The 22,009-nt window shown below is 63.6% G+C and carries 23 protein-coding genes; 13 read left to right on the top strand and 10 right to left on the bottom strand.

What is annotated here, in order from left to right:
* Positions 1-14 precede the first annotated feature (14 nt).
* From PNO31109_RS22045 to PNO31109_RS12600, 3 genes are all read right to left on the bottom strand, one after another.
* Positions 15-323 carry an NAD(P)H-dependent oxidoreductase gene (locus tag PNO31109_RS22045; protein ID WP_241013948.1) on the bottom strand — a complete coding sequence of 103 codons (309 nt, stop codon included), beginning with the start codon at positions 321-323 and terminating at the stop codon, positions 15-17.
* Entirely contained in the window at positions 284-625 is a 342-nt protein-coding gene (locus tag PNO31109_RS22040) for a twin-arginine translocation signal domain-containing protein (RefSeq protein ID WP_206111302.1), read from the bottom strand. Before PNO31109_RS22040 ends, PNO31109_RS22045 begins: the two co-directional genes overlap by 40 nt.
* 253 nt (positions 626-878) lie before the next feature.
* Positions 879-1,865 carry an aldo/keto reductase gene (locus PNO31109_RS12600; protein ID WP_150555858.1) on the bottom strand — a complete coding sequence of 329 codons (987 nt, stop codon included), beginning with the start codon at positions 1,863-1,865 and terminating at the stop codon, positions 879-881.
* A gap of 424 nt (positions 1,866-2,289) precedes the next feature.
* Between PNO31109_RS12600 and PNO31109_RS12595 the strand changes: the two genes are divergently transcribed.
* Positions 2,290-3,198 (top strand): LysR family transcriptional regulator, encoded by a 909-nt coding sequence (locus tag PNO31109_RS12595; protein WP_142098515.1) that lies wholly within the window; start codon positions 2,290-2,292, stop codon positions 3,196-3,198.
* A gap of 534 nt (positions 3,199-3,732) precedes the next feature.
* Here the strand turns inward: PNO31109_RS12595 and PNO31109_RS12590 are convergent.
* The 4 genes from PNO31109_RS12590 to PNO31109_RS12575 form a co-directional block, all read right to left on the bottom strand.
* Positions 3,733-4,788: an FRG domain-containing protein gene (locus PNO31109_RS12590; protein ID WP_150555857.1), complete on the bottom strand. Its 1,056-nt coding sequence runs from the start codon at positions 4,786-4,788 to the stop codon at positions 3,733-3,735.
* A gap of 78 nt (positions 4,789-4,866) precedes the next feature.
* Positions 4,867-5,442 (bottom strand): PIN domain-containing protein, encoded by a 576-nt coding sequence (locus tag PNO31109_RS12585; protein WP_150555856.1) that lies wholly within the window; start codon positions 5,440-5,442, stop codon positions 4,867-4,869.
* Positions 5,439-5,906, bottom strand: a complete 468-nt coding sequence (locus PNO31109_RS12580; RefSeq protein WP_150555855.1) for a helix-turn-helix domain-containing protein — start codon at positions 5,904-5,906, stop codon at positions 5,439-5,441. Before PNO31109_RS12580 ends, PNO31109_RS12585 begins: the two co-directional genes overlap by 4 nt.
* A 429-nt stretch (positions 5,907-6,335) precedes the next feature.
* On the bottom strand, positions 6,336-7,223 hold the full coding sequence (locus PNO31109_RS12575; protein ID WP_150555854.1) for a helix-turn-helix transcriptional regulator: 888 nt from the start codon (positions 7,221-7,223) through the stop codon (positions 6,336-6,338).
* Between the two features lie 99 nt (positions 7,224-7,322).
* On the opposite strand from PNO31109_RS12575, the gene PNO31109_RS12570 reads away from it, so the two are divergent.
* A complete protein-coding gene (locus tag PNO31109_RS12570; protein ID WP_150555853.1) occupies positions 7,323-8,198 on the top strand; it encodes an SDR family oxidoreductase in 876 nt (291 codons plus the stop codon).
* Positions 8,199-8,304: 106 nt separating this feature from the next.
* Here PNO31109_RS12570 and PNO31109_RS12565 read toward each other — a convergent pair whose 3' ends face one another.
* A complete protein-coding gene (locus PNO31109_RS12565; protein WP_150555852.1) occupies positions 8,305-8,919 on the bottom strand; it encodes a 3'-5' exonuclease in 615 nt (204 codons plus the stop codon).
* A gap of 269 nt (positions 8,920-9,188) precedes the next feature.
* Entirely contained in the window at positions 9,189-9,893 is a 705-nt protein-coding gene (locus PNO31109_RS12560) for an SDR family oxidoreductase (RefSeq protein WP_150555851.1), read from the bottom strand.
* A gap of 157 nt (positions 9,894-10,050) precedes the next feature.
* Here PNO31109_RS12560 and gcvA point away from each other — a divergent pair, with 157 nt between their 5' ends.
* Positions 10,051-10,980, top strand: a complete 930-nt coding sequence (gene gcvA / locus PNO31109_RS12555; protein WP_174966375.1) for a transcriptional regulator GcvA — start codon at positions 10,051-10,053, stop codon at positions 10,978-10,980.
* A gap of 7 nt (positions 10,981-10,987) precedes the next feature.
* Here the strand turns inward: gcvA and PNO31109_RS12550 are convergent, their stop codons facing one another.
* A complete protein-coding gene (locus tag PNO31109_RS12550; RefSeq protein ID WP_150555850.1) occupies positions 10,988-12,139 on the bottom strand; it encodes an MFS transporter in 1,152 nt (383 codons plus the stop codon).
* A 216-nt stretch (positions 12,140-12,355) separates the two neighbouring features.
* Here PNO31109_RS12550 and PNO31109_RS12545 point away from each other — a divergent pair, with 216 nt between their 5' ends.
* The 10 genes from PNO31109_RS12545 to uraD all read left to right on the top strand — a co-directional run bounded on the left by PNO31109_RS12545 (position 12,356) and on the right by uraD (position 21,840).
* On the top strand, positions 12,356-13,294 hold the full coding sequence (locus PNO31109_RS12545) for a LysR family transcriptional regulator (protein WP_150555849.1): 939 nt from the start codon (positions 12,356-12,358) through the stop codon (positions 13,292-13,294).
* A gap of 19 nt (positions 13,295-13,313) precedes the next feature.
* Entirely contained in the window at positions 13,314-13,928 is a 615-nt protein-coding gene (locus PNO31109_RS12540; RefSeq protein ID WP_150555848.1) for an LON peptidase substrate-binding domain-containing protein, read from the top strand.
* A 255-nt stretch (positions 13,929-14,183) separates the two neighbouring features.
* Positions 14,184-15,056, top strand: a complete 873-nt coding sequence (locus tag PNO31109_RS12535; RefSeq protein ID WP_150555847.1) for a ParB N-terminal domain-containing protein — start codon at positions 14,184-14,186, stop codon at positions 15,054-15,056.
* Positions 15,057-15,092: 36 nt separating this feature from the next.
* A complete protein-coding gene (locus tag PNO31109_RS12530; RefSeq protein WP_174966374.1) occupies positions 15,093-15,764 on the top strand; it encodes a GntR family transcriptional regulator in 672 nt (223 codons plus the stop codon).
* A 192-nt stretch (positions 15,765-15,956) separates the two neighbouring features.
* Positions 15,957-16,760, top strand: coding sequence for a 2,5-didehydrogluconate reductase DkgB (gene dkgB / locus PNO31109_RS12525; RefSeq protein WP_150555846.1), 804 nt, complete (start codon positions 15,957-15,959; stop codon positions 16,758-16,760).
* A 102-nt stretch (positions 16,761-16,862) separates the two neighbouring features.
* The gene (locus PNO31109_RS12520; protein ID WP_150555845.1) at positions 16,863-18,182 is read left to right on the top strand and encodes an MFS transporter; all 1,320 of its coding nucleotides are present in this window, start codon (positions 16,863-16,865) and stop codon (positions 18,180-18,182) included.
* A 116-nt stretch (positions 18,183-18,298) separates the two neighbouring features.
* Entirely contained in the window at positions 18,299-18,844 is a 546-nt protein-coding gene (gene tadA / locus PNO31109_RS12515) for a tRNA adenosine(34) deaminase TadA (protein WP_150556006.1), read from the top strand.
* On the top strand, positions 18,841-19,773 hold the full coding sequence (ldcA, locus tag PNO31109_RS12510) for a muramoyltetrapeptide carboxypeptidase (protein ID WP_150555844.1): 933 nt from the start codon (positions 18,841-18,843) through the stop codon (positions 19,771-19,773). The genes tadA and ldcA overlap by 4 nt, the downstream gene beginning before the upstream one ends.
* A 460-nt stretch (positions 19,774-20,233) precedes the next feature.
* Positions 20,234-21,178, top strand: a complete 945-nt coding sequence (gene puuE, locus PNO31109_RS12505; protein ID WP_150555843.1) for an allantoinase PuuE — start codon at positions 20,234-20,236, stop codon at positions 21,176-21,178.
* A gap of 128 nt (positions 21,179-21,306) precedes the next feature.
* The gene (gene uraD / locus PNO31109_RS12500) at positions 21,307-21,840 is read left to right on the top strand and encodes a 2-oxo-4-hydroxy-4-carboxy-5-ureidoimidazoline decarboxylase (RefSeq protein WP_370750191.1); all 534 of its coding nucleotides are present in this window, start codon (positions 21,307-21,309) and stop codon (positions 21,838-21,840) included.
* The last annotated feature ends 169 nt before the right edge of the window (positions 21,841-22,009 follow it).

The raw sequence follows: 22,009 nt of genomic DNA, 5'->3' as shown, positions 1-22,009 counted from the left end.
GTAATGGCGTGGCTTCAGCTTTGAAGCCGTTCGACCAACCGCTGCTGGTATTGGGGCAGTTCCGTCGCCGTGACCGCCTGGAACGCCAGCGGCGGCAGATAGGTCATGCCGCAATGCAAGGCGCTGGCTTTCATCGGCCAAAAGACGTCCGCCAGATCCGTGCCGATCCTGCCCGACCGGCCGTAAGTCGAAGCGCCGCCGCCCGCGGTCGTGACCACGAGCATTTCCTTGCCCTCCCACAAGCCCGGACCGACGCTGCCCCACACGTCGTTCAGGTAGGCTTTCAGCATCGGCGTGATGTTGAACCAGTGGGTCGGGAACAGGGACCCGATCCGGTCATGCCGCCGGGTGAGTTCGCGCTCGTCCCGGCCTTGATGGCACGGGTGTCGAAACCGTAGATGGTTTCCAGATTCCGCACGGTTACGCCGTCGACGCTCTCGGCCGCCTGCTGCAATCCCTTGATCGTGACCGATCGCTCAGGATAGGGGTGGGAAGCGATCAGCAGCGTCTTGATCGCGGTTCTATGCGGCTTATCGGCTGCCTGCGCTGTGCTGACAGTGAGCAATCCACTGCCGACTGTGGCGGCGAGCGCCAACTCGGCTTTCAAAAAATCGCGTCGATTCATCTGGCACCGTCTTTACTGTTCACGCCATCATTGTGAAATTTACTGCGGTGCCGGGGTCACGGTTACCCTTGGAATGCTGCATGGACCTTTGAGGAGCGCTCATAAAACCGAGAGAGCGTCTGGCGAGTATCATCGTCTCTTTCGGTGATCGGAAGGCAAAAGCCCGCACTGTTCATCAGATCGGAGAGCCGAAACCTTCCGACTTCATTTGTTTCCAATGTCGTGAACTGCGCGGCTTGATCGCTGACGACGATTACCAGGCGTAGGCTTGCGGGGCTTCACCGCCGGGGCCGGTCCAGATCTCGTCGATGCACTTCATCGTGTCTTCAGAGAGCGAGATTTCCGTCGCGCGCAGCGTCTCGGTGAGCTGGTCGACCGTGCGAGGCCCGACAAGCGGAGCCGTCACGACGGGATTGTGAAGCAGCCACGCCAAGGCGACGTCGGCCGGCCGTTCGCCAAGATCGTCGCAAAGCGCCTCATACGCCTCCAGTTGTGGGCGATAGCGCTCGATCTCTTCCTTCATCGCCGGACGCGCTCTGCGTCCTGATGCCGCCTTCTTCAACACACCACCGAGCAGGCCGCCGCCGAGCGGGCTCCAGGGGATGAGGCCGAGGCCATAGTGGCGGCAGGCCGGAATCACCTCCAGTTCGACGGTACGGGCTGAGAGGTTGTAGAGGCTCTGTTCCGCCACGAGCCCCATGAAATTGCGCCGGTCTGCCGCGCCCTGCGCCGTCGCAATGTCCCAGCCCGCGAAATTGCTGCTGCCGACATAGATGACCTTGCCCTGCCGGACCAGAAGCTCCATCGCCTGCCAGATTTCTTCCCAGGGCGTGGAGCGGTCTATGTGGTGCATCTGATAGAGGTCGATGTGATCGGTCTTCAGACGCCGCAGGCTGTCTTCGCAGGCGCGCCGGATATGCAGCGCCGACAGGTGACGGTCGTTCGGGCCGAGGCCCATCGGCTGATAGACCTTGGTCGCCAGCACGATATCGTTGCGGCTGCCGCGCTTGGCCATCCAGCGCCCGATGATCTCCTCGGACAGACCGAAACCCTTCTCCATGTCAGGAGACTGGGGACCGCCATAGACGTCGGCGGTATCGACGAAGTTTATGCCGGCCTCCATGGCCGCGTCCAAAATCTGGAAGCTGGTTGGCTCGTCGGTCATCTCGCCGAAATTCATGGTGCCGAGGCACAGACGACTGACCTTCAGGCCCGAACGGCCGAGATGAGCGTATTGCATAACATTTTTCCTTTCGCCATTCTTAAAAAGACGTTTCACGGTGAAGTGTCGAGTGAGGAATTAATCGCTCAACACATCCGGCCGGCACAAAGTTCTATGAGCTGACTGGAGACAGTCTCGGTAACGAACCCTAACGCGGAATCGACGCTTTCGTTACCAGGGTCTGTTGCATGGACCTGTGAGGGCAATTCAGCAGTGTTTCGTGCTGAGATGGGCGAAGCAACCGGGTGTGCCGACTCGGTCTTCGCATCCGGAGGGCTGTGGCTGCGGGGCCCGCCCGATCGCGAGCCGGCATAGAGAGCAAGTTGGTTCTCATGGCATGGCCGGCGCACGAGGCAAGGAGCCTGTGTCCTTCCAATCGAGCGACATGCAGGAATTCAAACACGGGGACGTAGAATGAATGGCACCGACGACAGAGGGTAATATGCAGACAAATCGCGCCGATATTGCAGACCTGACATACTTTCTGGCCATCGCCAGGCACCGCAGCTTCAGCCGTGCCGCGATCGAGATCGGCGTAAGCGCGTCTGCCCTCAGTCATGCCTTGAAGGCTCTGGAGAGCCGGCTCGGCGTGCGACTTCTGAACCGCACGACCAAGAGCGTCACGCTCACGGCCGCCGGCGAATCCCTCGCCTCGGCGATTGGCCAGCCGTTCGAGGTCATCGACACGGCTATGGAGACGCTGAACCGATTTCGCGACGCGCCGACCGGACGGATCCGCCTCAACGTCGCCGTAGAGGCGGCCAATCTGCTGCTGGCTCCGGTGCTGCCTGCCTTTGTGGAGCGCTACCCGGACGTTGAGCTGGATATCGTCGCCAGCAATCGCATGGTCGACGTTACGGACGCGGGCTTCGACGCCGGCATTCGCTACGGCGGCACGGTCCCGGAGGACATGATCGCCCAAAGGCTGTCGGCCAATATTCGTTGGGTGGTGGCGGCGTCTCCGGAATATCTTGGTCGGTTCGGTGTTCCCGAGCATCCCAACGATTTGCTTCAGCATCGGTGTATCAGCAACCGGCTCGGCGACGACCGGATCTACCGATGGGAATTCGAGCGCGATGGCGAGGAGCTGCAGGTTGCCGTCCCGACGTCGATCACCGTCGATCTGGCCGAAACGGGATTGATCGCCGTCCTCGGCGGCGTCGGTCTCATGTACTTCCCGGAACCGCTCGTAGCACCCTACGTCGCGGAGGGCCGGCTGCGGCTGGTGTTACCGGAATGGGCGCCAATGGGCGATGGATTGCACATTTACTATTCGAGCCGGCGTCAGGTGCCGACAGGTCTACGTCTTTTGATCGAACTGGTTCGAGAGCTGCGGCCGATGGGGCTCTGAGCGCAGAATCGAGCGTACTTGAGCCATGGCAGCCGGGGGGCGGTCAAAATGTGATCGTGCGATTGGTCTGAGTTTGATTGCAGGCACTTAGCCGTTCGGCCTTCAAAGGCCCAAATTGGTGGAAATCGCACTGACGACAGAGATCGATGCATTGGCGGCTTGGGCGGACGGCGTTCGGCAGCGTCAGAGCGCTGCGAGGTTGCCATGAAGCCTTGGCGTCCCTCAAGCGCCATGAAGTTGAGCATGGTATTGTTCATGGCGTTGGCGCCAGGTGGTTTTCTAACGTACTGATCCGTAAGAAATATGTATGGCTGTTTATGATCGAATGGGAGTGAGGGGGTTTTATAATTTATTGATTTAAATGTTGAAATTTAATTTCAATAACTATGTCTTCCACATCATCAATGGTCTTTTTCATGGTGCGTGGAGGGTGTACCAAGGGAAAAACGCCGATACCATGCATTGGAGCACAATCCCAACATGGTATCGAGACCCGCCTTAGCATTGACTTCGTTTTTCGCGGCGCGCGATGGTTCAATCCATCACTTCTTGCTGTGTCCATTTCGTTCGAACGTCTTGCGCCACGTTATCCATGGTGGGCATGAGTGCAGATCGGGATATATTCTCACGGCGAAGAATCTCTATTAAGTCGGCTAAATGCTCATGTGCCAATCTAAGCTTCCTAAGTACCGTGATGGCCGGGTTGGCCTCAGAAACAAACTCCTCAATGCCAGGCCGTTTACCACCTGATTTCATAAAATAAATGCCAGACCTGCTAATGGTCGTGAACAGCCCAGCCTGAGCAGCTAAGAACGGGTTGTCGCGAGTAGATGGCCTGACGACTGCGATGGTGGGATCAAATCGTGGGGCGCCATTTGGTGCATTGGGGAATCTGACTCCTTCGATAGAAACTCTCTGTGCATGGCTCTTGTGCAATGCCCAAACGACCAGATGTGCTCCAGCGTTTGCAACCCGCAATGGCTCAACGGCAAAGAATGCGGCGGCCATCGGATCTCGTGTCCAGTCAAGAAGACGTGTAGGTATCCCATGATGCTGTGCGAGAGCCAAGGCAGCCGGCAAATCTGAGAAGCGCAGGAATTCGTCGCCAAATATCGGATTGCGAGGATCCGCCAACCAATCTGGATTGGTAGTTGGATCCGGTCCGAGATTTGTCATCGGTACCGGCATTCCCAGTTCATCACACCTGCTGATGAAGTCCCACACTGGCAAATATTCGGCAGTGGTTTGGATTGTTAGGAGCCTACTAAGCTCGGCATCGCGTGGGCCAAATGCAGCGGAACCGGACCAGTAGTTGGGATGCCAAAACCAGTTGAGATTTTGCGTCGGCTGCACAGCGTCAAAGCGGCGCGTCGCTTCAGTAATACTGTTGTTCAAGATGGTATTCGACGGGCGCCAAGCAGAAGGTAATAACTGCCATTCCTCGTATGCGTGGCCCCGAAAAACCCACGGGCAAGATGCACCTTCCCACCAATGGGAATTGGATGGACGAAGAGCGTCAATAAATTCCTGAGCCGTTGCTGCCACCGCTACTTCGATGCCTTCAGAGGCATTTGTCCAATCAATAGCCAACTCAATTCTCTCCAATTTGACAGGTTTCCCATTCTTCGGCTACGGCAGGCGCCTGATGGGCCGCGTTGAGCTGCGATGTTAGAGAATGGAACAATAGGTCGCTAAGGCTTTGGTCGTCTGAACCAGTCCTTGCCGAAATAGGATCTCCAGATAGCGATCGACGTCGATAGGCGGATTCTTGAGTTGCGCCCGCTGTCGCTGCGCGGCGGCTACCACCGCTGCTGCATCAAGGTCAAAGAGATTCTCCACAAACTCGTCGGGATGTTGAGATTCAACTCCGTAGGAAGCGAGCACGTCCGCTGGAAAATCCCGTTGATTGAAGGTCACGATCACGCTGGCACCGCAGCGGATGGCCGTAGCGAGAACATGGCGATCGTCGGGGTCGGGCAGAGTCAACCCTGCAATGAGATCTTCATACCCATCTACCAAACCATCGGGGATTGCGCGATCCATCAGGTCTGAAGTGCGATCCACCTGTGCACGTGTCAGATCAGGCCTGTTGAGTAGCAAATTGCGTTTCCACTCCTCATGAATGTCGCGACTCCAGCGAGCACGGAACCGTCCCGACAACCCTAGCCACATCAGAAAGTCGCGCAGCGGCGCGGGATAGAGAACACAGGCATCGAAGATGACAGTGAAGGGGGAGTGCCTCATTCGTACCCCATGCCTGATTCCTGAGCTTGGCGGGCGAGTTCGGCCATGGCTTCTTCGCTAGCACGATCGCGTGCATCCTTGTACTGCATCAGGTCCGCGAACCGCACTCGGCGATGCTTCCCCGTTCGATGGAACGGCAGCACGCCATCCTCCAGCAGCTTGACCAGATGAGGGCGGGAGACGTTGAGCATGTCCGCAGCTTCCTGGGTCGTCAGCTCCGCATGGACGGGTACGACTCTTACGGCATTGCCACCAGCCAACTCGGCCAGGATATCGACCAGCAAACGCAGCGCGGAGGTAGGCAACTCCACCTGATGGGCCTGGTTCCGGTCATCGAAGATCTGGATGTGTTGTGTTTCGAAGCGCGTTGCCAAGTAGGCCGCCAAGGCGCGTTGACCTTGCACGGCTGCCTGGACCTCCCGTTCGGCGGGCAGCGTCATCTTGGTTGGGGCAGTGGTGGTCATGGCTAGTTCCTGGGCTGTGAAGCAATCTCAGAGTCTAGCATATTCGAAATAAACGAAAAACGCAATAAACGAAAGATGGGTGGGAGATGACGGGGCCGGATCTCTGTTGTCCTGCTGTGCGGAGCAAGTTCTTTTGACTCAATGGCGTCTGAAGAAGATAAATCGACACCGCTGCGCGTCTGCGTCACTGATGAGCGAGCCGGTGGTTCGCCATGGTATTTTTCGTGTATTGGCGGATCTGTCTGTTTCAATACTCTGATTTAAAACAGCTTTTTCTTCCTATTGATAACTGAGTGGGAGTGATCCCGCATCCGGCCTGAATCGGATGCCAAACGCCGAATCACCCTCGAAGCCCGCGCCACTGCGGGCTTTTTTATTCGCTGACTGGCATTGTCGGGCAAGCTGTGCACCCCCCGGCCACGCCCGTTTCTATGGCGAGGTGAGCGGCGCGCCGGTCGCAGGATGCGGCAGTGGCTGAGTACTTCCATGTGGCATCAAACCGATCTGCGATGCGATCTTCTCCACGTCCGCGGGCGTTGCGGGATTGTAGACGCACATGCTGAGGTCGGTCCGGCCGTCGACCGAGAAGGTGGAATATTCGAACGCTAGCGGGCCGAGCACCGGATGCCGAATCCGTTTGATCGCTTCTCCCTGGATTTCGCGAACGTCGTTGTCTCGCCACATCGCTCTGAACTCGGGACTGAGCCGCGAGAGTTCGTCGACGAGAGGCTCCACCTCCGTTGCCGCGCCGGCACGCGCGGCGTCCACGCGGAATGCACCGATGACGTGGCGCGCCACGCTCTCCCAGTCGTACTGCAAGGCGCGGGCGCGCGGATCGAGGAAGATGGTGCGCAGCACATTGCGCTGATGCGGTGGCAGCGAACCATAGTCGCCCAACATGACAGTGGCTGCCCGATTCCAGGCCAGGACGTTCCAGGTGGCCGTGCGAATGAGAGCCGGGCTCGGCTCGAGGGCGTCGAGGACGCGCTGCAGACGAGGCGTGACGCCATTCTTCTCCTGATAGCGTGCCACGGGCGGTCGCCCAAGGCCGAGCAGAAAGAGGTGTTCGCGCTCGACGTCCGTCAGCATCAGCGCCTGCGCGATCCGGTCCAGTACATCGGCCGAGGGGGCGCCGCCGCGACCCTGCTCCAGCCAGGTGTACCAGGTGGGGCTGATATGGGCGCGCTGTGCCACTTCCTCACGGCGCAGTCCCGGCGTGCGCCGACGCCCCGCGGGAAAGCCGAGTGCCGCGGGATCGAGCCTCATGCGCCTGTCCCGCAAATATGCCCCGAGAAGGTTTTCGTTCGCCTGCTGCATTTGGAGCCTGTTAATCACCTTAATATGATAACGTCACTACTTTACCAGGATAGCTGTAGCACCTAGATTTGTCTCCAGGCAAAACTTGGAGATCGGATCATGCGTGTTTTCGTTACCGGTGCGACCGGATTTGTTGGCATTCCCACCGTAAAGGCCCTGATCGCTGCCGGCCATGAGGTGCTTGGCATGGCGCGTTCGGAGCAAGGCGAGAAATCCCTCGCGGCCATCGGCGCGGAGGTTCATCGCGGCTCGCTCGAAGATGTCGACAGCCTGCGCGCCGGCGCAGCGGCGGCCGACGCCGTCATCCATCTGGGTTTCGTTCACGACTGGTCGAACTTCGCCCGGTCCTGCGAGATCGATCGCCACGCCATCGAAGCATTGGGCTCCGTCCTCGCGGGGTCGGACAAGCTTCTCATCGTCACGGCGGGTACGGCCGGATTGACCGGGCAGGGCCGGGTGGCTACCGAGGACGACGACGTGCCGCCTGATTACCCGCTTCCCCGCGTCTCTGAACAGACGGCGCTCTCGCTCGAGGGCGTGCGTGCCGCGATCGTGCGTCTTCCTCAAGTTCACGATACGGCGCGGCAAGGGCTTCTGACCTATGCCGTTGCCGTGGCGCGGGAGAAGGGCGTGTCCGCCTATGTCGGAGAAGGACGCAACCGCTGGGCAGCGGCGCACATCTCCGACGTCGCTCGTCTTTACCGGCTCGCGCTGGAGAAGAACGAAGCGGGCGCGAAATATCACGCGGTGGCCGAAGAAGGGGTGCGGATGTTCGATATTGCCGATGCCATCGGCCGCGCGTTAAACGTACCCGTCAGATCCATATCCGCGCAGGAGGCGCCGGCGCATTTCGGCTGGTTGGCGACATTCGCCGGCCTCGATCTCGTGGCCTCGAGCGAGAAGACGCGGAAAACGCTGGGTTGGAACCCCACGGGGCCGGGTCTGATTGCCGATCTCGAACGGGTTGACGCGTAAGGCGCGCAAAGCCCGTGCGCCGCTTTGCATGGACGCCGCGCTGTCCCCGTTGTCAACCGGCCGACAGACGTAACCGACGTGACAGGCGTGACAGACGAGAGAGACGTTAGCAGCACTGCGCCAACGCCCGCAGCATGGCGGGCACCTTGTCCTTGCTCGTTATCTGCACGCGCGAGATCAGCGCATGGTCCACGTATGCGAGCCCATACGTGCGCCCGATGTCGTTCTGCAAACGGTGCCAGAGGTGTGTCGTCATTTCCGCGTCGACCATTGCCCGGTGGGCGCGTCCGGTTTGCGGCAGGCACAGCATCTGCGCAAGGCTGGAGAGCCGGTGATTGCGCGCGTGCGGGTAGATGCGGCGCGACGTGAGCATGGTGCATGCAAACGCGTGATCGGCCCTCATGCCGAGTAAAGCCAATTCAGCTTGCCAGAACCGTTTGTCGAAGCCGGCGTTGTGCGCGACGACCGGGCACGCGCCGACAAACGCCGCGGCTTCTCGCATCACTTTCGATGCGGGCGGCGCCGCTGCGATCATGTCATTCGTGATGCCCGTCAGCGCCGCGACGTCCGACGGAATCCGCCGGCCGGCATTCATCAGGCTTTGATAGCGATCGACGATCTCGCCGTCGCGCCAAAGGATGACGGCAATCTCGGTTGCGCGCTCGCCTTGGGCGGGCGACAGGCCCGTGGTTTCGAAGTCGAGGATTGCTACGGTCTGCATGCAGGGGTCGGGGTTCGTCGGCGATCGGTGTGCAAGCATTCGCGCCACGCGATCGCGACATGGGTCAATGCGAATCGATGCATGATTCTACAGACCCTCTGAGCCCGGTCCGATATTCCGTGACATCCCGGCCTGTGGTGCGCCCATATCCGCCTCGTTTCGAGGCGCCGCGCGGGTCAGGGCCGCCACACGCCCGGCCCGGGCGCCATCGGACTCGAGACGCACGCCGCGCCAGCCAGGACCTGTCACGCTCGGCCCCGTGCTGTCGCTCAAACCGAGCGCGTCAGTCCGCCGTCGACCCGAATGTTCTGGCCGGTGATGTAACCAGCGCCGTCCGAAGCGAGAAACGCCACTGTCGCCGCGATCTCCTCGGCCTTGCCGTAGCGCTGCATCGGCACGCGCTCGCGGCGCGCTTCCTGCTGCGGCAGGCTGTCGATCCAGCCCGGCAGGATGTTGTTCATGCGAACGTTCTCGGGCGCATACTTGTCCGCGAACAGCTTCGTGAACGAGGCCAATCCGGCGCGGAACACCGCCGACGTCGGGAACATCTCGCTCGGCTCGAACGCCCACGCCGTCGAGATGTTGACGATCACGCCCGCGCGCTGCTTCTGCATGATCGGCGTGACGAGCCGCGTCGGACGAATCACGTTCATCAGATACGTGTCCATGCCGCGGTGCCAGTCCTCGTCGGTGATGTCGAGGATCGGTGCGCGCGGACCGTGCCCGGCGCTGTTGACCAGCACGTCGATGCGTCCCCAGCGGGCCATAGCGGCGTCGACGAGCCTGGCCAGCGCCTCGCCGGACTGGTTCGAGCCCGTCACGCCCACGCCGCCCAATGCGTTGGCCAGGGCTTCGCCCTTGCCTGACGACGACAGAATGCCGACCTTGAAGCCGTCGGCGGCCAGACGCCGTGCCGCTGCCGCGCCCATTCCGCTGCCGCCTGCCGTAATCAACGCGACTTTTTCTACTGTCATGCTGCTATCCTCCGGGAAAGCCGGCATCCGCTCACAGGCGCGCCGGCGCTTGTCGTCAATGAGAAATCCATGGGCAGCAGCGTAACATCGCAGCGCACCCCACGGGCACCAGATTTCGACACATCATCCAGTAGAAAAACTACACCGTGATCGCACCATGACGGAAACCATCGGCCGACTGCCCTCGCTCAACGCACTGCGCGCCTTCGAGGCGGCGAGCCGACATCTGAACTTCCGGCTTGCCGCCGAGGCGCTTGGCGTGACGCAAGGCGCGGTCGCGCAGCAAATCCGCGCGCTCGAAGCCGAGCTCGGCATGAAACTGTTCGAGCGGCATCCGCGTGCGCTGTCCCTGACCGAGAACGGGCGCCGTTATGCCGGGGGCGTGCGACGCGCCTTCGAACTGCTCACGGAGGCGACGCAGGCGCTGCGTCCCGAGCCGCTGCGGCTGACGATCAGCGTGACGCCCACGTTTGCCGCCAAGTGGTTGGTCCCGCGTTTGCCGGCGTTTCTCGACACGCATCCGGATATCGATCTGCGCATTCTCGCCACCGACCGGCTCTCGCATTTCCAGGCCGATGCCGTGGACCTCGCCGTGCGTTATGGGCGGCCGCCGTTCGGTGCCGGTCTGGTCGTCGAGCCGCTGTTCGACGAGGTGCAGATCGCCGTGGCGTCGCCGCAGGTCATTGCCGCGTCGGGACATCCCGGACAGGCCGGCCTGCACGGGCACGCGTTGCTGCACGATGCGCACAACGCCTGGCCGCAATTTCTCCAGCGCGCCATGCCCGACGCCCCGCTGCATGCGGCCAAGAACATCCGCTTCAACCAGACGGCGCTGGCGATCGACGCAGCGCTTGCCGGCCAGGGGCTCGCGCTTGCGCACCAGGATTTCGTGGCTGCCGACATCGCGGCGGGGCACCTCATCCGACTCTTCGACACGGCGTTGCGCACCGGTGCTGGCTTCTACCTCGTGTATCCGCGCCGCACGCGCCATGCGGCACAGATTGCGAACATCCAGGGCTGGCTCCTGCGGCAGGCGCGCGCCGCGAACCGGCGGACGCAAGCGGGCGCAAGCGGGCGCGCGCGGTGAGAACCGGTCAATGCCCGGCGCGCTGTACAAACCCGTGCCGGCGCGCAAGGTAGGCGACGCCCCATGCGGCGATCGCGAGGAGCAGCAGTACGTGCGGCAGCGCAGCCGCCCCCAGGGTCGAGAGCACGGCGCCGCCGAGAACGCCGCTGCCGGCGAACGACAGGTTGAACACGGTGACGAGCATCGATTGCGCGACGTTCTCGTGCGCGCCGGCCGCGTTGCCGAGCGCCGTCTGGAGTAACGTTGGCGCGCCGCTGAAGCTCAGCCCCCACAGCACGGCCCCGGCGACAAGCACGACCCGGCACGTGGGCCACGCCCCGAAGGCGACGATCACGGCAACGAACGCCGCGAGCGCCAGCAGCACGAGCCGCCGCAGCCAACGGTCCACCCACAGCCCGATTCCCCACAAGCCGACGAGCGTGAACACGCCAAACGTCGAGAGCACCGTGGCAAGCCGCTCGCCCATGCCGGCCGACGCGAGAAACGGTGCGATGTACGTGTAGAGGGTGTAATGCGCGACCACCCACAGCATCACGACCGCGAGGACCGCACGCACGCCCGGCAGCCGCAGCACGTCGCCAACCGGGGCGCGTGTGCCTGGCGCGGCGCCCGGCACGTCGGGCACGATCCATCGCATCCAGCCAGCGAGGACGAGCGCAAAGGCGCCGAGCCCGCCGAACACCCAACGCCAACCGATCATGTGGCCCAGCAGGGCGGCCATCGGTACACCCAGCGCCAACGCGAGCGGCACGCCGAGCATCGCGACAGCCAGCGCACGTCCTTGCCGCGCCGGACTCACGAGGCGACGCGCATACGTCGCGATCTCGCTCCAGGCGAGGCCCGTCGCGAGACCGACGACGAAGCGCGCGGCGAGCGTGATCGCGAAATGCGTCGAGAACGCGGTGACGAGATTGCACGCGGTGAAGCCGAGCAGGGCGGCGATGAGCACCGTGCGCCGCGACCAGCGTTGCAGCAGCGCGGTGAGCGGCACGGCGCCGAGGCCGGCGCCCAGCGCGCACAGCGTGACGAGTTGGCCCGCCCACGATTCGGAGACGGCAAAGCCGTCGGCCAGTTGCGGGAGCAAGCCGGCGGGCACGGTCTCGTTGGCAGCGGCGCAGAAGGTGGCGAGCATGAGCGCGACGAGCGAAGCCCATGGCATGGCCTCGCTGCCCGCGTCCGGGCCGGCAGCCGGGACAGTCCGGGCAGCGTTGGCGCGTTGTGATGACGCGACGCAGGTAGCGCGAGAGCAGGGAGAAGACATGGTCATGATTGCCAATGAAAGCCCCGGGCCGGGGCGACGTGACGTAGTCTGCCAACGCGCGCTATATTTGATAATCCGTCGTGAGATTGAATGACTTTCAAATCCAGATAGAAAATGGCCACTGACAGACTGGGCGACATGCGGCTTTTCACGAGTGCGGCAACACTGGGCAGCCTGTCGGCCGCCGGGCGCAGGCTTGGCCTTTCGCCGGCGGCGGCGAGCGCGCGTCTGGCCAAGCTCGAAGCGTCGCTGCAGACGCGTCTTTTCGTGCGAACGACGCGCGCATTGCGTCTCACCGACGAGGGGCGGGTCTACCTCGCGCATTGCCTGGTGGCCCTGCAGGCCATCGATGATGGCGAGGCGGCGCTGCAGGCGGGCTGTGCGGCGATTCGCGGCAAGATCCGGCTATCGGCGTCGACCGACTTCGGGCTGCACACGCTGTCACCGTGGCTCGACGAGTTCATCGCGCGTCATCCGGACGTGCGCCTGTCGCTCACGCTGACCGATTCGCTGTCCAATCTGGTGCAGGACGACGTCGATCTCGCCATCCGCTTCAGCGAGCCGGACGACGGCACGCTCGTGGCGCGGCGCCTCGCGCCGATGTGCCGGGTGCTGTGCGCGTCGCCGGACTATCTCGCGCGGCATGGCGAGCCGCACACGCCGGAGGCCTTGTCGGCGCATCAGTTCATCGTGCTGGTGACGTCGGCGGGGCCGCTCAATGAATTTCACTTCCGCAAGGGCGAGGCGACGTGGGCGTTTACCGTGCCGATGGCGCAGGCCTGGGAGACGAATGACGGGACGCTTGCGCGCCGATGGGCGCTCGACGGACGCGGCATCGTGCGCAAGACGCTCTGGGATGCGGCGCACGACGTCCGTGCCGGCCGGCTGAAGATACTGCTCTCGGACTACATCGCGAAGGAGCCGGGAGTGTATGCCGTGCGCCATCGCACGCGCTACATGGTGCCGCGGGTGCGGGCGCTGCTCGACTTCCTGATCGAACGGTTCGCCCGGGAATCGGCCGGGTGGCCCGATATCGGCGCGTGTGGGGTTTGACTTCGTGTCATGATACGGCATGGCCCAGATCCCGCTCTTCCCGCTTGGCAACGCCCTGTTTCCCGCCGGGGTGTTGCATCTGCGCATCTTCGAGGTGCGCTATCTCGACATGATCAAGCGATGCCTTGCCGACGGCACCGAATTCGGTGTCGTCGTCTTGCGCCAGGGCAGCGAGGTGAGGCTGCCCGATAGCGTCGAGGAGCCGGCGATGGTCGGCACGATGGCGCGCATCGACGACTGGCGCGCGCCGATGCCCGCGCTGCTCGAACTGGTGTGCCGCGGCACGACCAAGTTCCGGCTTTCATGCGCGCAGCCGGGTAAATACGGGCTATGGATGGGCGAGGCCGAGATGCTGCCCGACGACGCGCCCGTCGAGATCCCGGACGGCCTGCAGATTAGTGCCGACACGCTCGGCAAGTTGATCGCGGGGCTGCAGCGCGATCCCGCACGCGCTGCGAAGTTGCCGCTGGCGCCGCCTTACCGCCTCGACGAGTGCGGCTGGGTCGCCGACCGGTGGGCCGAACTGCTGCCGCTGCCCGCGCACGAGAAGGAAACGTTGCTCGGCATGGCCGATCCCGTCGCGCGCCTCGCACGCATTCAGGCGTTCCTCACCGATCACGGCGTGTTGTCGTGAGGGCTTGCGCCGCCGCACGCGTCGGCAACCGCTCGCGGCCCTCGCGCAAGGCCCGAACGCATTCCCGCCCGCGCGACATCGCGTCTTGCATGGGCGCTTCGGCGCCCCGGTTCGCCAACTCGGGCGACAACGGCTCAGGCGAAAACGCGGCGACAACAACTCAGGCGATAATGCCGCCTGCAACGGTTTCTCTGCTGCCCTCACCGGGCACGCTGCGTGCAGCGTCGCCGCACGGCAGCATCGTCACAGAACACCATGACAGTCCAAGTCCAGATCAACGAAGAACTCAAGGCGTACATCGACCCGCTCACGCCTGACGAATACGCCGCACTCGAGCAAAGTCTGTTGGCCGAAGGGTGCCGTGACGCCCTGGTCCTCTGGGGCGACGTACTCGTCGACGGGCACAACCGTTACGAAATCTGCCGCAAGCACGGCATCGAATTCCGGACGGTGCAGAACACGACATTCCGCTCGATGGAGGACGTCCATCTGTGGATGATCGACAATCACCTCGGGCGTCGCAGCGTGTCGGATTACCAGCGCGGGGTCCTGGCGCTGCGCAAGAAGACCATCCTGGAAGCGCGCACGGCCGCGATTGCCACGGCGCCGCCGGCCGCCGGGGAGGTCGCATCGACCGACGCGCACGCCCCGAAGGACAGCGCGAAGGCTGCCACGGCGCACACCATGGCGCTCACGCGGGCGGCGCTTGCCCGTGCGGCCCGCCTGTCGAGCAACACGCTCGGACAGATCGAGCGGATCCATAACGCCGCCGCGCCCGAACTGGTGGAGGCGGTCAAGCGCGGCGACGTGTCGATCAACGCAGCGGCTGCCGTGTCGACGTTGCCGCAAGCGGCGCAGGTCGCGGCCGTCGCGGCCGGCAAGCAGGAACTGCGCGAGCTGGCGCGCCAGGTCCGCGAGGCGCGTCCCGCCAAGCCGCGCAAGGCAAAGGAAGCGGTCGAGCCGGAAGAGGACGACGGCATGCCGCCGTGGGACACGAGCGCCGATCCCGCGCAGGAGCTTGCCCGTCTGGCTCGCGAGCTCAAGGCGGTGAGCGCGGAGCGCGACGCGCTCAAGAAAAAGGTCGCGCACCTGAGCATTGCGCTGGCCGAGGCGCGGGCCGGCAGGTAAGGCGCGTGCCGCCGCGAAGTGTGCTCTAATCGCGCCATGCGAACTCCCGGACCCCAAGCCCGCCATCAGGCCATCCGCGACACGCTCCGAGACGAGATCTTGAGCGGCGTGCTCCCGGGTGGGTATCAACTGCGTCAGGAAGCGCTGGCCGAGCGTTTCCAGGCCAGCCGCGTTCCCGTGCGCGAAGCCTTGCGGCAGCTCGAAGCCGAGGGGCTGGTCACGCATCACCTGAACCGCGGCGCAACCGTGGCGAGCATGAACCTCGAGCAGTTGTGCGAATTGCTCGACATCCGCGTGGCGCTCGAATGCCACGCGGCAAAGCTGGCGGTGCCGAACATGGCCGAACGCGACTTCCAGCTAATGGAACAGATCCTGGCCGACTACTCGGCCTCGGAAGTCGTGTCGGCGTGGGCCGAATACAACCGGCGCTTCCACCTGGCGCTCTCGGCGCCCGCGAACAACCGGCGTTTGCGCATGCTCATCGAGGAGTATTGCCTGAACACCGATCGGTACTCGCACCTCGCGATGTCGCAGGCCACCGGCAAGGAGAAGCCGCAGCACGACCACTACGAGATCCTGGCGGCATGCCGGCGTCGCGACGTCGGCGCGGTCGTTTCGCTGCTCGAAGCCCACATCCTCGCCACGCGCAACGAAATCAAGGCGCTGGCACGACTGGACAGCAGCTTCCTTTCCCGCGCCACGCTCTGAGCGCGTTCGCCTCACCGCGGATTGGCTCCGTGGGTGTATCAAGTTCATTCCATTTGTGAATTCACGGCACGAATATTGTGCGTTTGTGGGGACTTCTGCCGCTCGTGGGAATTCGACACACTGTGGTTTTGGGTCGCACCGTTCAACCGACGTTGAGCGGCTTGTGCGACGTTTTCGACAGGAGTGGTAGCCATGAATCTTCCCGCCTTCGGCCTGGGCACGTTTCGCCTGAAGGGCCAGACCGTTTTCGACGCCGTCACCAACGCATTGGCGCTTGGGTACCGCGCCATCGACACGGCGCAGATCTATGAAAATGAAGCCGACATCGGCCGAGCGCTGGCCGTATCGAACGTCAAGCGTGACGAGCTGTTCCTCACGACCAAGATCTGGGTGGACAATTTCGCGCAGGACAAGCTGATTCCGAGCCTCAAGGAGAGCCTGTCCAGGCTGGGCACCGATCATGTCGACCTGACGCTCATTCACTGGCCGTCGCCGGGCAACGCCGTGCCGATGGCCGAATATCTGGGTGCATTGCGCGAGGCGCGCGAGCAGGGCCTGACGCGTGCCATCGGCGTGTCCAACTTCACGATTGCGTTGTTGCAGCAGGCTATGGGCATCGTCGGGCCGGGCGAGCTCGCCACCAACCAGGTCGAGTTGAGCCCGTATTTGCAGAACCGCAAGCTTGCCGAGTTTGCCCGCGCGCAGGATATTGCGCTGACGTCCTACATGACGCTCGCCTATGGCAAGGTGCTGGGCGATCCGGTGCTCGCCGGAATTGCCCAGGCGCATGGTGCGACCACGGCGCAGGTCGCGCTGGCGTGGGCGATGCAGCAGGGCTATGCCGTGATTCCGTCGTCGACCAAGCGCGAGCATCTGGCGAGCAACATGAAGGCGCGCGAGTTGCGCCTGAGCGACGACGAGATGGCGCGGATCGCCACGCTCGATCGCAACGACCGGCAGGCCAATCCGGCGTCGCTCGCCCCGGCCTGGGACTGAGCGAGCCAGCGGCGGCGGGCGGGCGTTGGCGAAAAGTTGATGCGCGCGCCTTACCTCAGGTGCTATCGTGGGCGGCATCACGTCCGGTGAGGTGAACGCACCATGGCTGCCAGCCCCGCAAATCCCGCGTCGGTACCGCATTCGTCTCCCTCCAAGATTGCCACGGTGATTCGCGTCACCAGCGGCAACTTCATGGAGATGTTCGACTTCTTCCTGTTCGGCTTTTACGCCACCTACATTTCCGCCACGTTCTTCCCGTCGGGCGACGAGTTCGCGTCGCTCATGCTCACCTTCATGACGTTCGGCGCGGGCTTCCTGATGCGGCCCTTGGGCGCGATCATCCTTGGCGCGTATGTGGACCGGATCGGCCGGCGCAAGGGGCTCATCGTCACGCTGTCGATCATGGCGATGGGCACCATCCTGATCGCCTTCGTGCCAGGCTTCGCGACTATCGGATACGCGGCGCCGTTTCTCGTGCTTGTCGGCCGGCTGTTGCAGGGGTTCTCGGCGGGCGTGGAGCTGGGCGGGGTGTCGGTCTACCTATCCGAGATGGCGACGCCGGGCCGCAAGGGCTTTTACGTGAGCTGGCAGTCGGGCAGCCAGCAGGTGGCGATCATCGTGGCAGCGCTGCTCGGGTACTGGCTCAACAAGTGGCTCACGCCGGCGCAGGTGGCCGATTGGGGCTGGCGCGTGCCGTTCTTCATCGGCTGCATGATCGTGCCGGTGCTGTTCATGATCCGGCGTTCGTTGCAGGAGACAGAGGCGTTTCTGGCGCGCAAGCACCGTCCGGGAACGGGCGAGATATTCCGGTCGATGGTGCAAAACTGGGGGCTCGTCATTGCGGGCATGATGCTCGTGGCCATGACCACCGTGTCGTTCTACCTCATCACCGTATATACGCCGACCTTCGGCAAGTCCGTGCTGAAGCTCTCCACGACCGATGCGCTCGTCGTTACCTTTTGCGTCGGCGTGTCGAACTTCTTCTGGCTGCCGGTGATGGGAGCGTTGTCCGACCGAGTCGGCCGCCGGCCATTGCTGATCGCGTTTACCGTGCTGACCATCCTGACGGCTTACCCCGCGATGGCATGGCTCGTGGTGCAGCCGAACTTCGGCAAGATGCTGCTGGTCGAGTTGTGGCTGTCGTTCCTCTACGCCAGCTACAACGGCGCGATGGTCGTGGCGCTGACCGAGATTATGCCGGTCGACGTGCGCACCGCGGGCTTTTCGCTGGCGTACAGCCTGGCGACGGCATTGTTCGGTGGCTTCACGCCGGCGGTGGCGACAGGCCTGATCGGGCTCACGGGCAACAAGGCGGCGCCCGGCTGGTGGATGACCTTCGCGGCCGTGTGCGGGCTGATTGCCACGCTCGTGCTGTACCGCAAGCGCGGCATGCCGGACGCGGATGCGGCCATGGCGTCATGAAGTGAACGGTAACGGCTGCCGTGCGAGAATAACGCATTGCCGACAGCGGCCAATTGCGCCGTGCGTTGCCGGCCCTGCGGGGATGGCTGCGGACGGCGGCTTTTCGTCAACGTTTCATGAATCGAGATTTACCTCCGACCGACGAGACCTACATGGGCTTAGCGCTGGCGCAGGCGCGCGCCGCGATGGCAAAGGGCGAGGTGCCGGTCGGCGCCGTGGTGGTGTGCGACGGGCGGGTGGTGGCCGTGGGCCACAACTGTCCGGTGGGCGGCCATGACCCGTCTGCGCACGCCGAGATGCAGGCACTTCGCGCGGCGGCACAGGCCTTGGGCAACTACCGGCTTCCCGAATGCGAGTTGTACGTGACGCTCGAGCCGTGCGTCATGTGCGCGGGCGCGATCATGCACGCGCGTATCAGGCGGGTCGTCTATGGGGCGGCCGATCCCAAGACGGGCGCGTGCGGCAGCGTGGTCGACCTGTTTGCGGAACCCCGTCTGAACCATCATGCCGAAGTCGTCGGCGGCCTCATGCGCGATGAGTGCGTTGGCGTGCTTCAACAATTCTTCAGTGAGCGGCGCGCGGCGGCGAAGGCGCGCCGCTCGCCGGCGGCGTCCGAGTCGGGTGGCGCCGGTGCAATCCCAACTCCGGAATCCCCCAACTGATGCAAAACAGGCTTGTCGAACTGATTGCCCCTTCGGGCTACGCGCCCAACGCCGAAGTGGCCGAGCGGGGCGTGCAGATGCTCGAGCGGCTCGGCTACAACGTCAGCAATCGCGAGGCGCTCGCGCGTCGCTATTTGCGCTTTGCCGGCACCGACGCGGAGCGCGTGGCCGAGATCAATCAACTGGCGCGGGGCGACCGTCCGTTGCCCGACATCGTGCTGGCCGTGCGCGGCGGCTATGGGGCGGTGCATCTGCTCGATCACCTCGACTACGAGGGGTTGCATCGTCGGCTATCGGGAACGCCGGTAGCGATCGTGGGCCATAGCGACTTCACGGCCCTGCAACTCGCGTTGCTGTCGCAGGCGCACCTCACCACGTTCGCCGGGCCCATGTTGCTGGCCGACTTCGGTGCCGAGACGCCGAGCGACTTTACGCTCGGCCAGTTCCGGTCGGTGTTGAGCGCGCCCAGCCATAGTGTCGGATGGACGGGCGACGGGGCGAGCGGCGACATCGACGTGGCGGGCCCCTTGTGGGGCGGCAACCTGGCAATGGTGTGCAGCCTCATCGGCACGCGGTACTTGCCGAGGGTCGAGGGCGGCGTGCTGTTCGTCGAAGACGTCAACGAGCCGCCTTACCGGGTGGAGCGGATGATTTACCAGTTGCACCAGACGGGAATTCTGGCGCGCCAGCGCGCCCTGGTGCTGGGAGACTTCTCCGAATACCGCGTGAGCGACTACGACAACGGTTACGACATGGCGGCCATGATCGAGAACGTCCGGCGAGTCGTTGGCATCCCGATCGTGACCGATATGCCGTTCGGCCACTGTCGCGACAAGCTGACCTTGCCGGTCGGCGGACAGGCGAGGCTGCAGACGGCGGGAGCCCAGGTCACGCTCACGCTCACGGGATATCCCTATATCGCGAGCTGAGCGGCCGGCCGAAGGCCGGGAAACCGAGCGCATTGCCATGCCGGGGCACGCCGGGCCGAGTCGACGGCCCGGCGTGCTTTTTTACGGGGCGCGGTTTTCGTCGAAATTTGCCGTCGGGGGGCGGCCTTTGCCCGGGTTTGAGCGCTCGAACGCGTCCATGTGGCGGACGTGGCGGTGCGCAATGCCGTCGCTGAACACCACGGGCGAGGGGCTGGCGACAGAGCGGTGGGGGGCGGTGAGGGGCGGTGAGGGGCGGTGAAGGCGCGGTGAGGGGCGGCCGGGCGGGCGACATGCGGACGGAATGCAGCGGAATGCAGCGAATGCGACGAAAAATGGTGCATTGCGCAAGTGACTATACGTCTGGCCGCAGCCTGACTATCTGATTATGGCTATGTTTAGCGCTCGGGGATTTGGCTAAACTTCATCGATCGTTTCGCTACCAGAAGGATGCCAGGACATCATGGCCAGCAACATCGGAAGTGCCAAGGACTATCCCCGTGACCTCGTCGGTTATGGCCGCCACGTACCGTTTGCCGACTGGCCGGGGCGTGCGCGCATTGCTGTGCAGTTCGTATTGAACTACGAAGAGGGCGGCGAGAACTGCGTGTTGCATGGCGACCGGGCGTCCGAGCAGTTCCTGTCCGAGATCATTGGCGCGGCAGCGTATGAGGCGCGTCACATGAGCATGGAGTCGATCTACGAGTATGGGTCGCGTGCCGGCGTGTGGCGAATCCTGCGCGAGTTCGAGCGTCGTGGTCTGCCGCTGACCGTGTTCGGCGTGGCGATGGCGATGCAGCGTCATCCCGAGGTGACGGCCGCGTTCCAGGAGCTCGGACATGAGATCGCGTGTCATGGCTGGCGCTGGATTCACTACCAGAACATCGACGAGGCGACCGAGCGCGAGCACATGCGCATTGCCATCGACATCTTCAAGGAGATGACGGGCAGCGCGCCGCTGGGCTGGTACACGGGCCGGGACAGTCCCAATACGCGCCGGCTGGTGGTCGAGCACGGCGGCTTCGTGTACGACTCCGACAACTATGGCGACGACCTGCCGTTCTGGACGCAGGTGCAGACGAGCCGAGGCGAAGTGAAGCCGCATCTGGTCGTGCCCTATACGCTCGATTCCAACGACATGCGCTTTGCCGCGCCGCAGGGTTTCAACACGGCGGATCACTTTTTCCACTATCTGCGTGATGCGTTTGACGTCTTGTATGCCGAGGGCGACGAGGCGCCGAAGATGTTGTCGATCGGAATGCATTGCCGGCTGCTGGGCCGTCCGGGCCGATTCGCGGCGTTGCAGCGCTTTCTCGATCACATCGAGAAGCACGATCGTGTGTGGGTGTGCCGTCGGATCGACGTGGCGCGCCACTGGCAGGAGCGCCACCCGTTCGTGGCGGCCTGAGATGTTGAGAGCGACTGCCGCGTCCGGGAAAACGGCGGGCGGTCAAAGCAGATTGAATCCGACAGGCGTCATCGGGCTGCGCGAGTACGTGCGGCGGGGCGCCACCATGTTCTGCAGGAGAGCAGTCAATGAACGCCCCGTTGCCTATGACCCGACGTACCGTTGCCGAGCTTTCGGCGTTGCCGCGTGCCGAGTTCGTGGCCGCGCTCGACGGCATTTTCGAGCACTCCCCGTGGGTGGCCGAAGCGGCTTGGGAGGACCGACCGTTCGCCACGGTGGCGGCATTGCACGACGCCATGTGCCAGGCCGTCATCAACGTGGGCGAGGGGCCGCAGCTCGACCTCATTCGCGCGCACCCCGAGTTGGCCGGCAAGGCCGCGGTGCGCGGCGAGCTGACGGCCGAATCGACGCGCGAGCAGGCGGGGGCGGGTCTCGACCAGTGCAGCACGGAGGAATTTGCGCGGCTCACCGAGCTCAACGACGCGTACAAGGCCAAGTTCGGTTTTCCGTACATTCTGGCAGTGCGTGGGCATACGCGCAGCAGCATCATCGAGAACTTCGCGAAGCGGCTAGAGAACAGCCGGGCCGACGAAATCGAGGAGTGCCTGCGCCAGATTTTCCGGATCGCGAGTTTCCGGTTGCAGGACCTGGTGAGCGACTGAGCGCTTGCCATCGGGCGGCGAGACGTCGCCCGGATTGTTTTCAAGAGAATCGAAGTTCAGTTTCAGGACATTACCGAGCATCAAGGAGTTGGCATGGCCCTCGCCCCGCAAGATCCGAACGCACCGGAATTCGTGCGCCGTTACGTCAATCTGGCCGATCCGCGTCTGG

It is taken from the genome of Pandoraea nosoerga, assembly GCF_902459585.1.
GTDB lineage: Bacteria > Pseudomonadota > Gammaproteobacteria > Burkholderiales > Burkholderiaceae > Pandoraea > Pandoraea nosoerga.
Note: the sequence above shows the minus strand (reverse complement) of the source record. Positions and strands in the feature narration are given on the sequence as shown.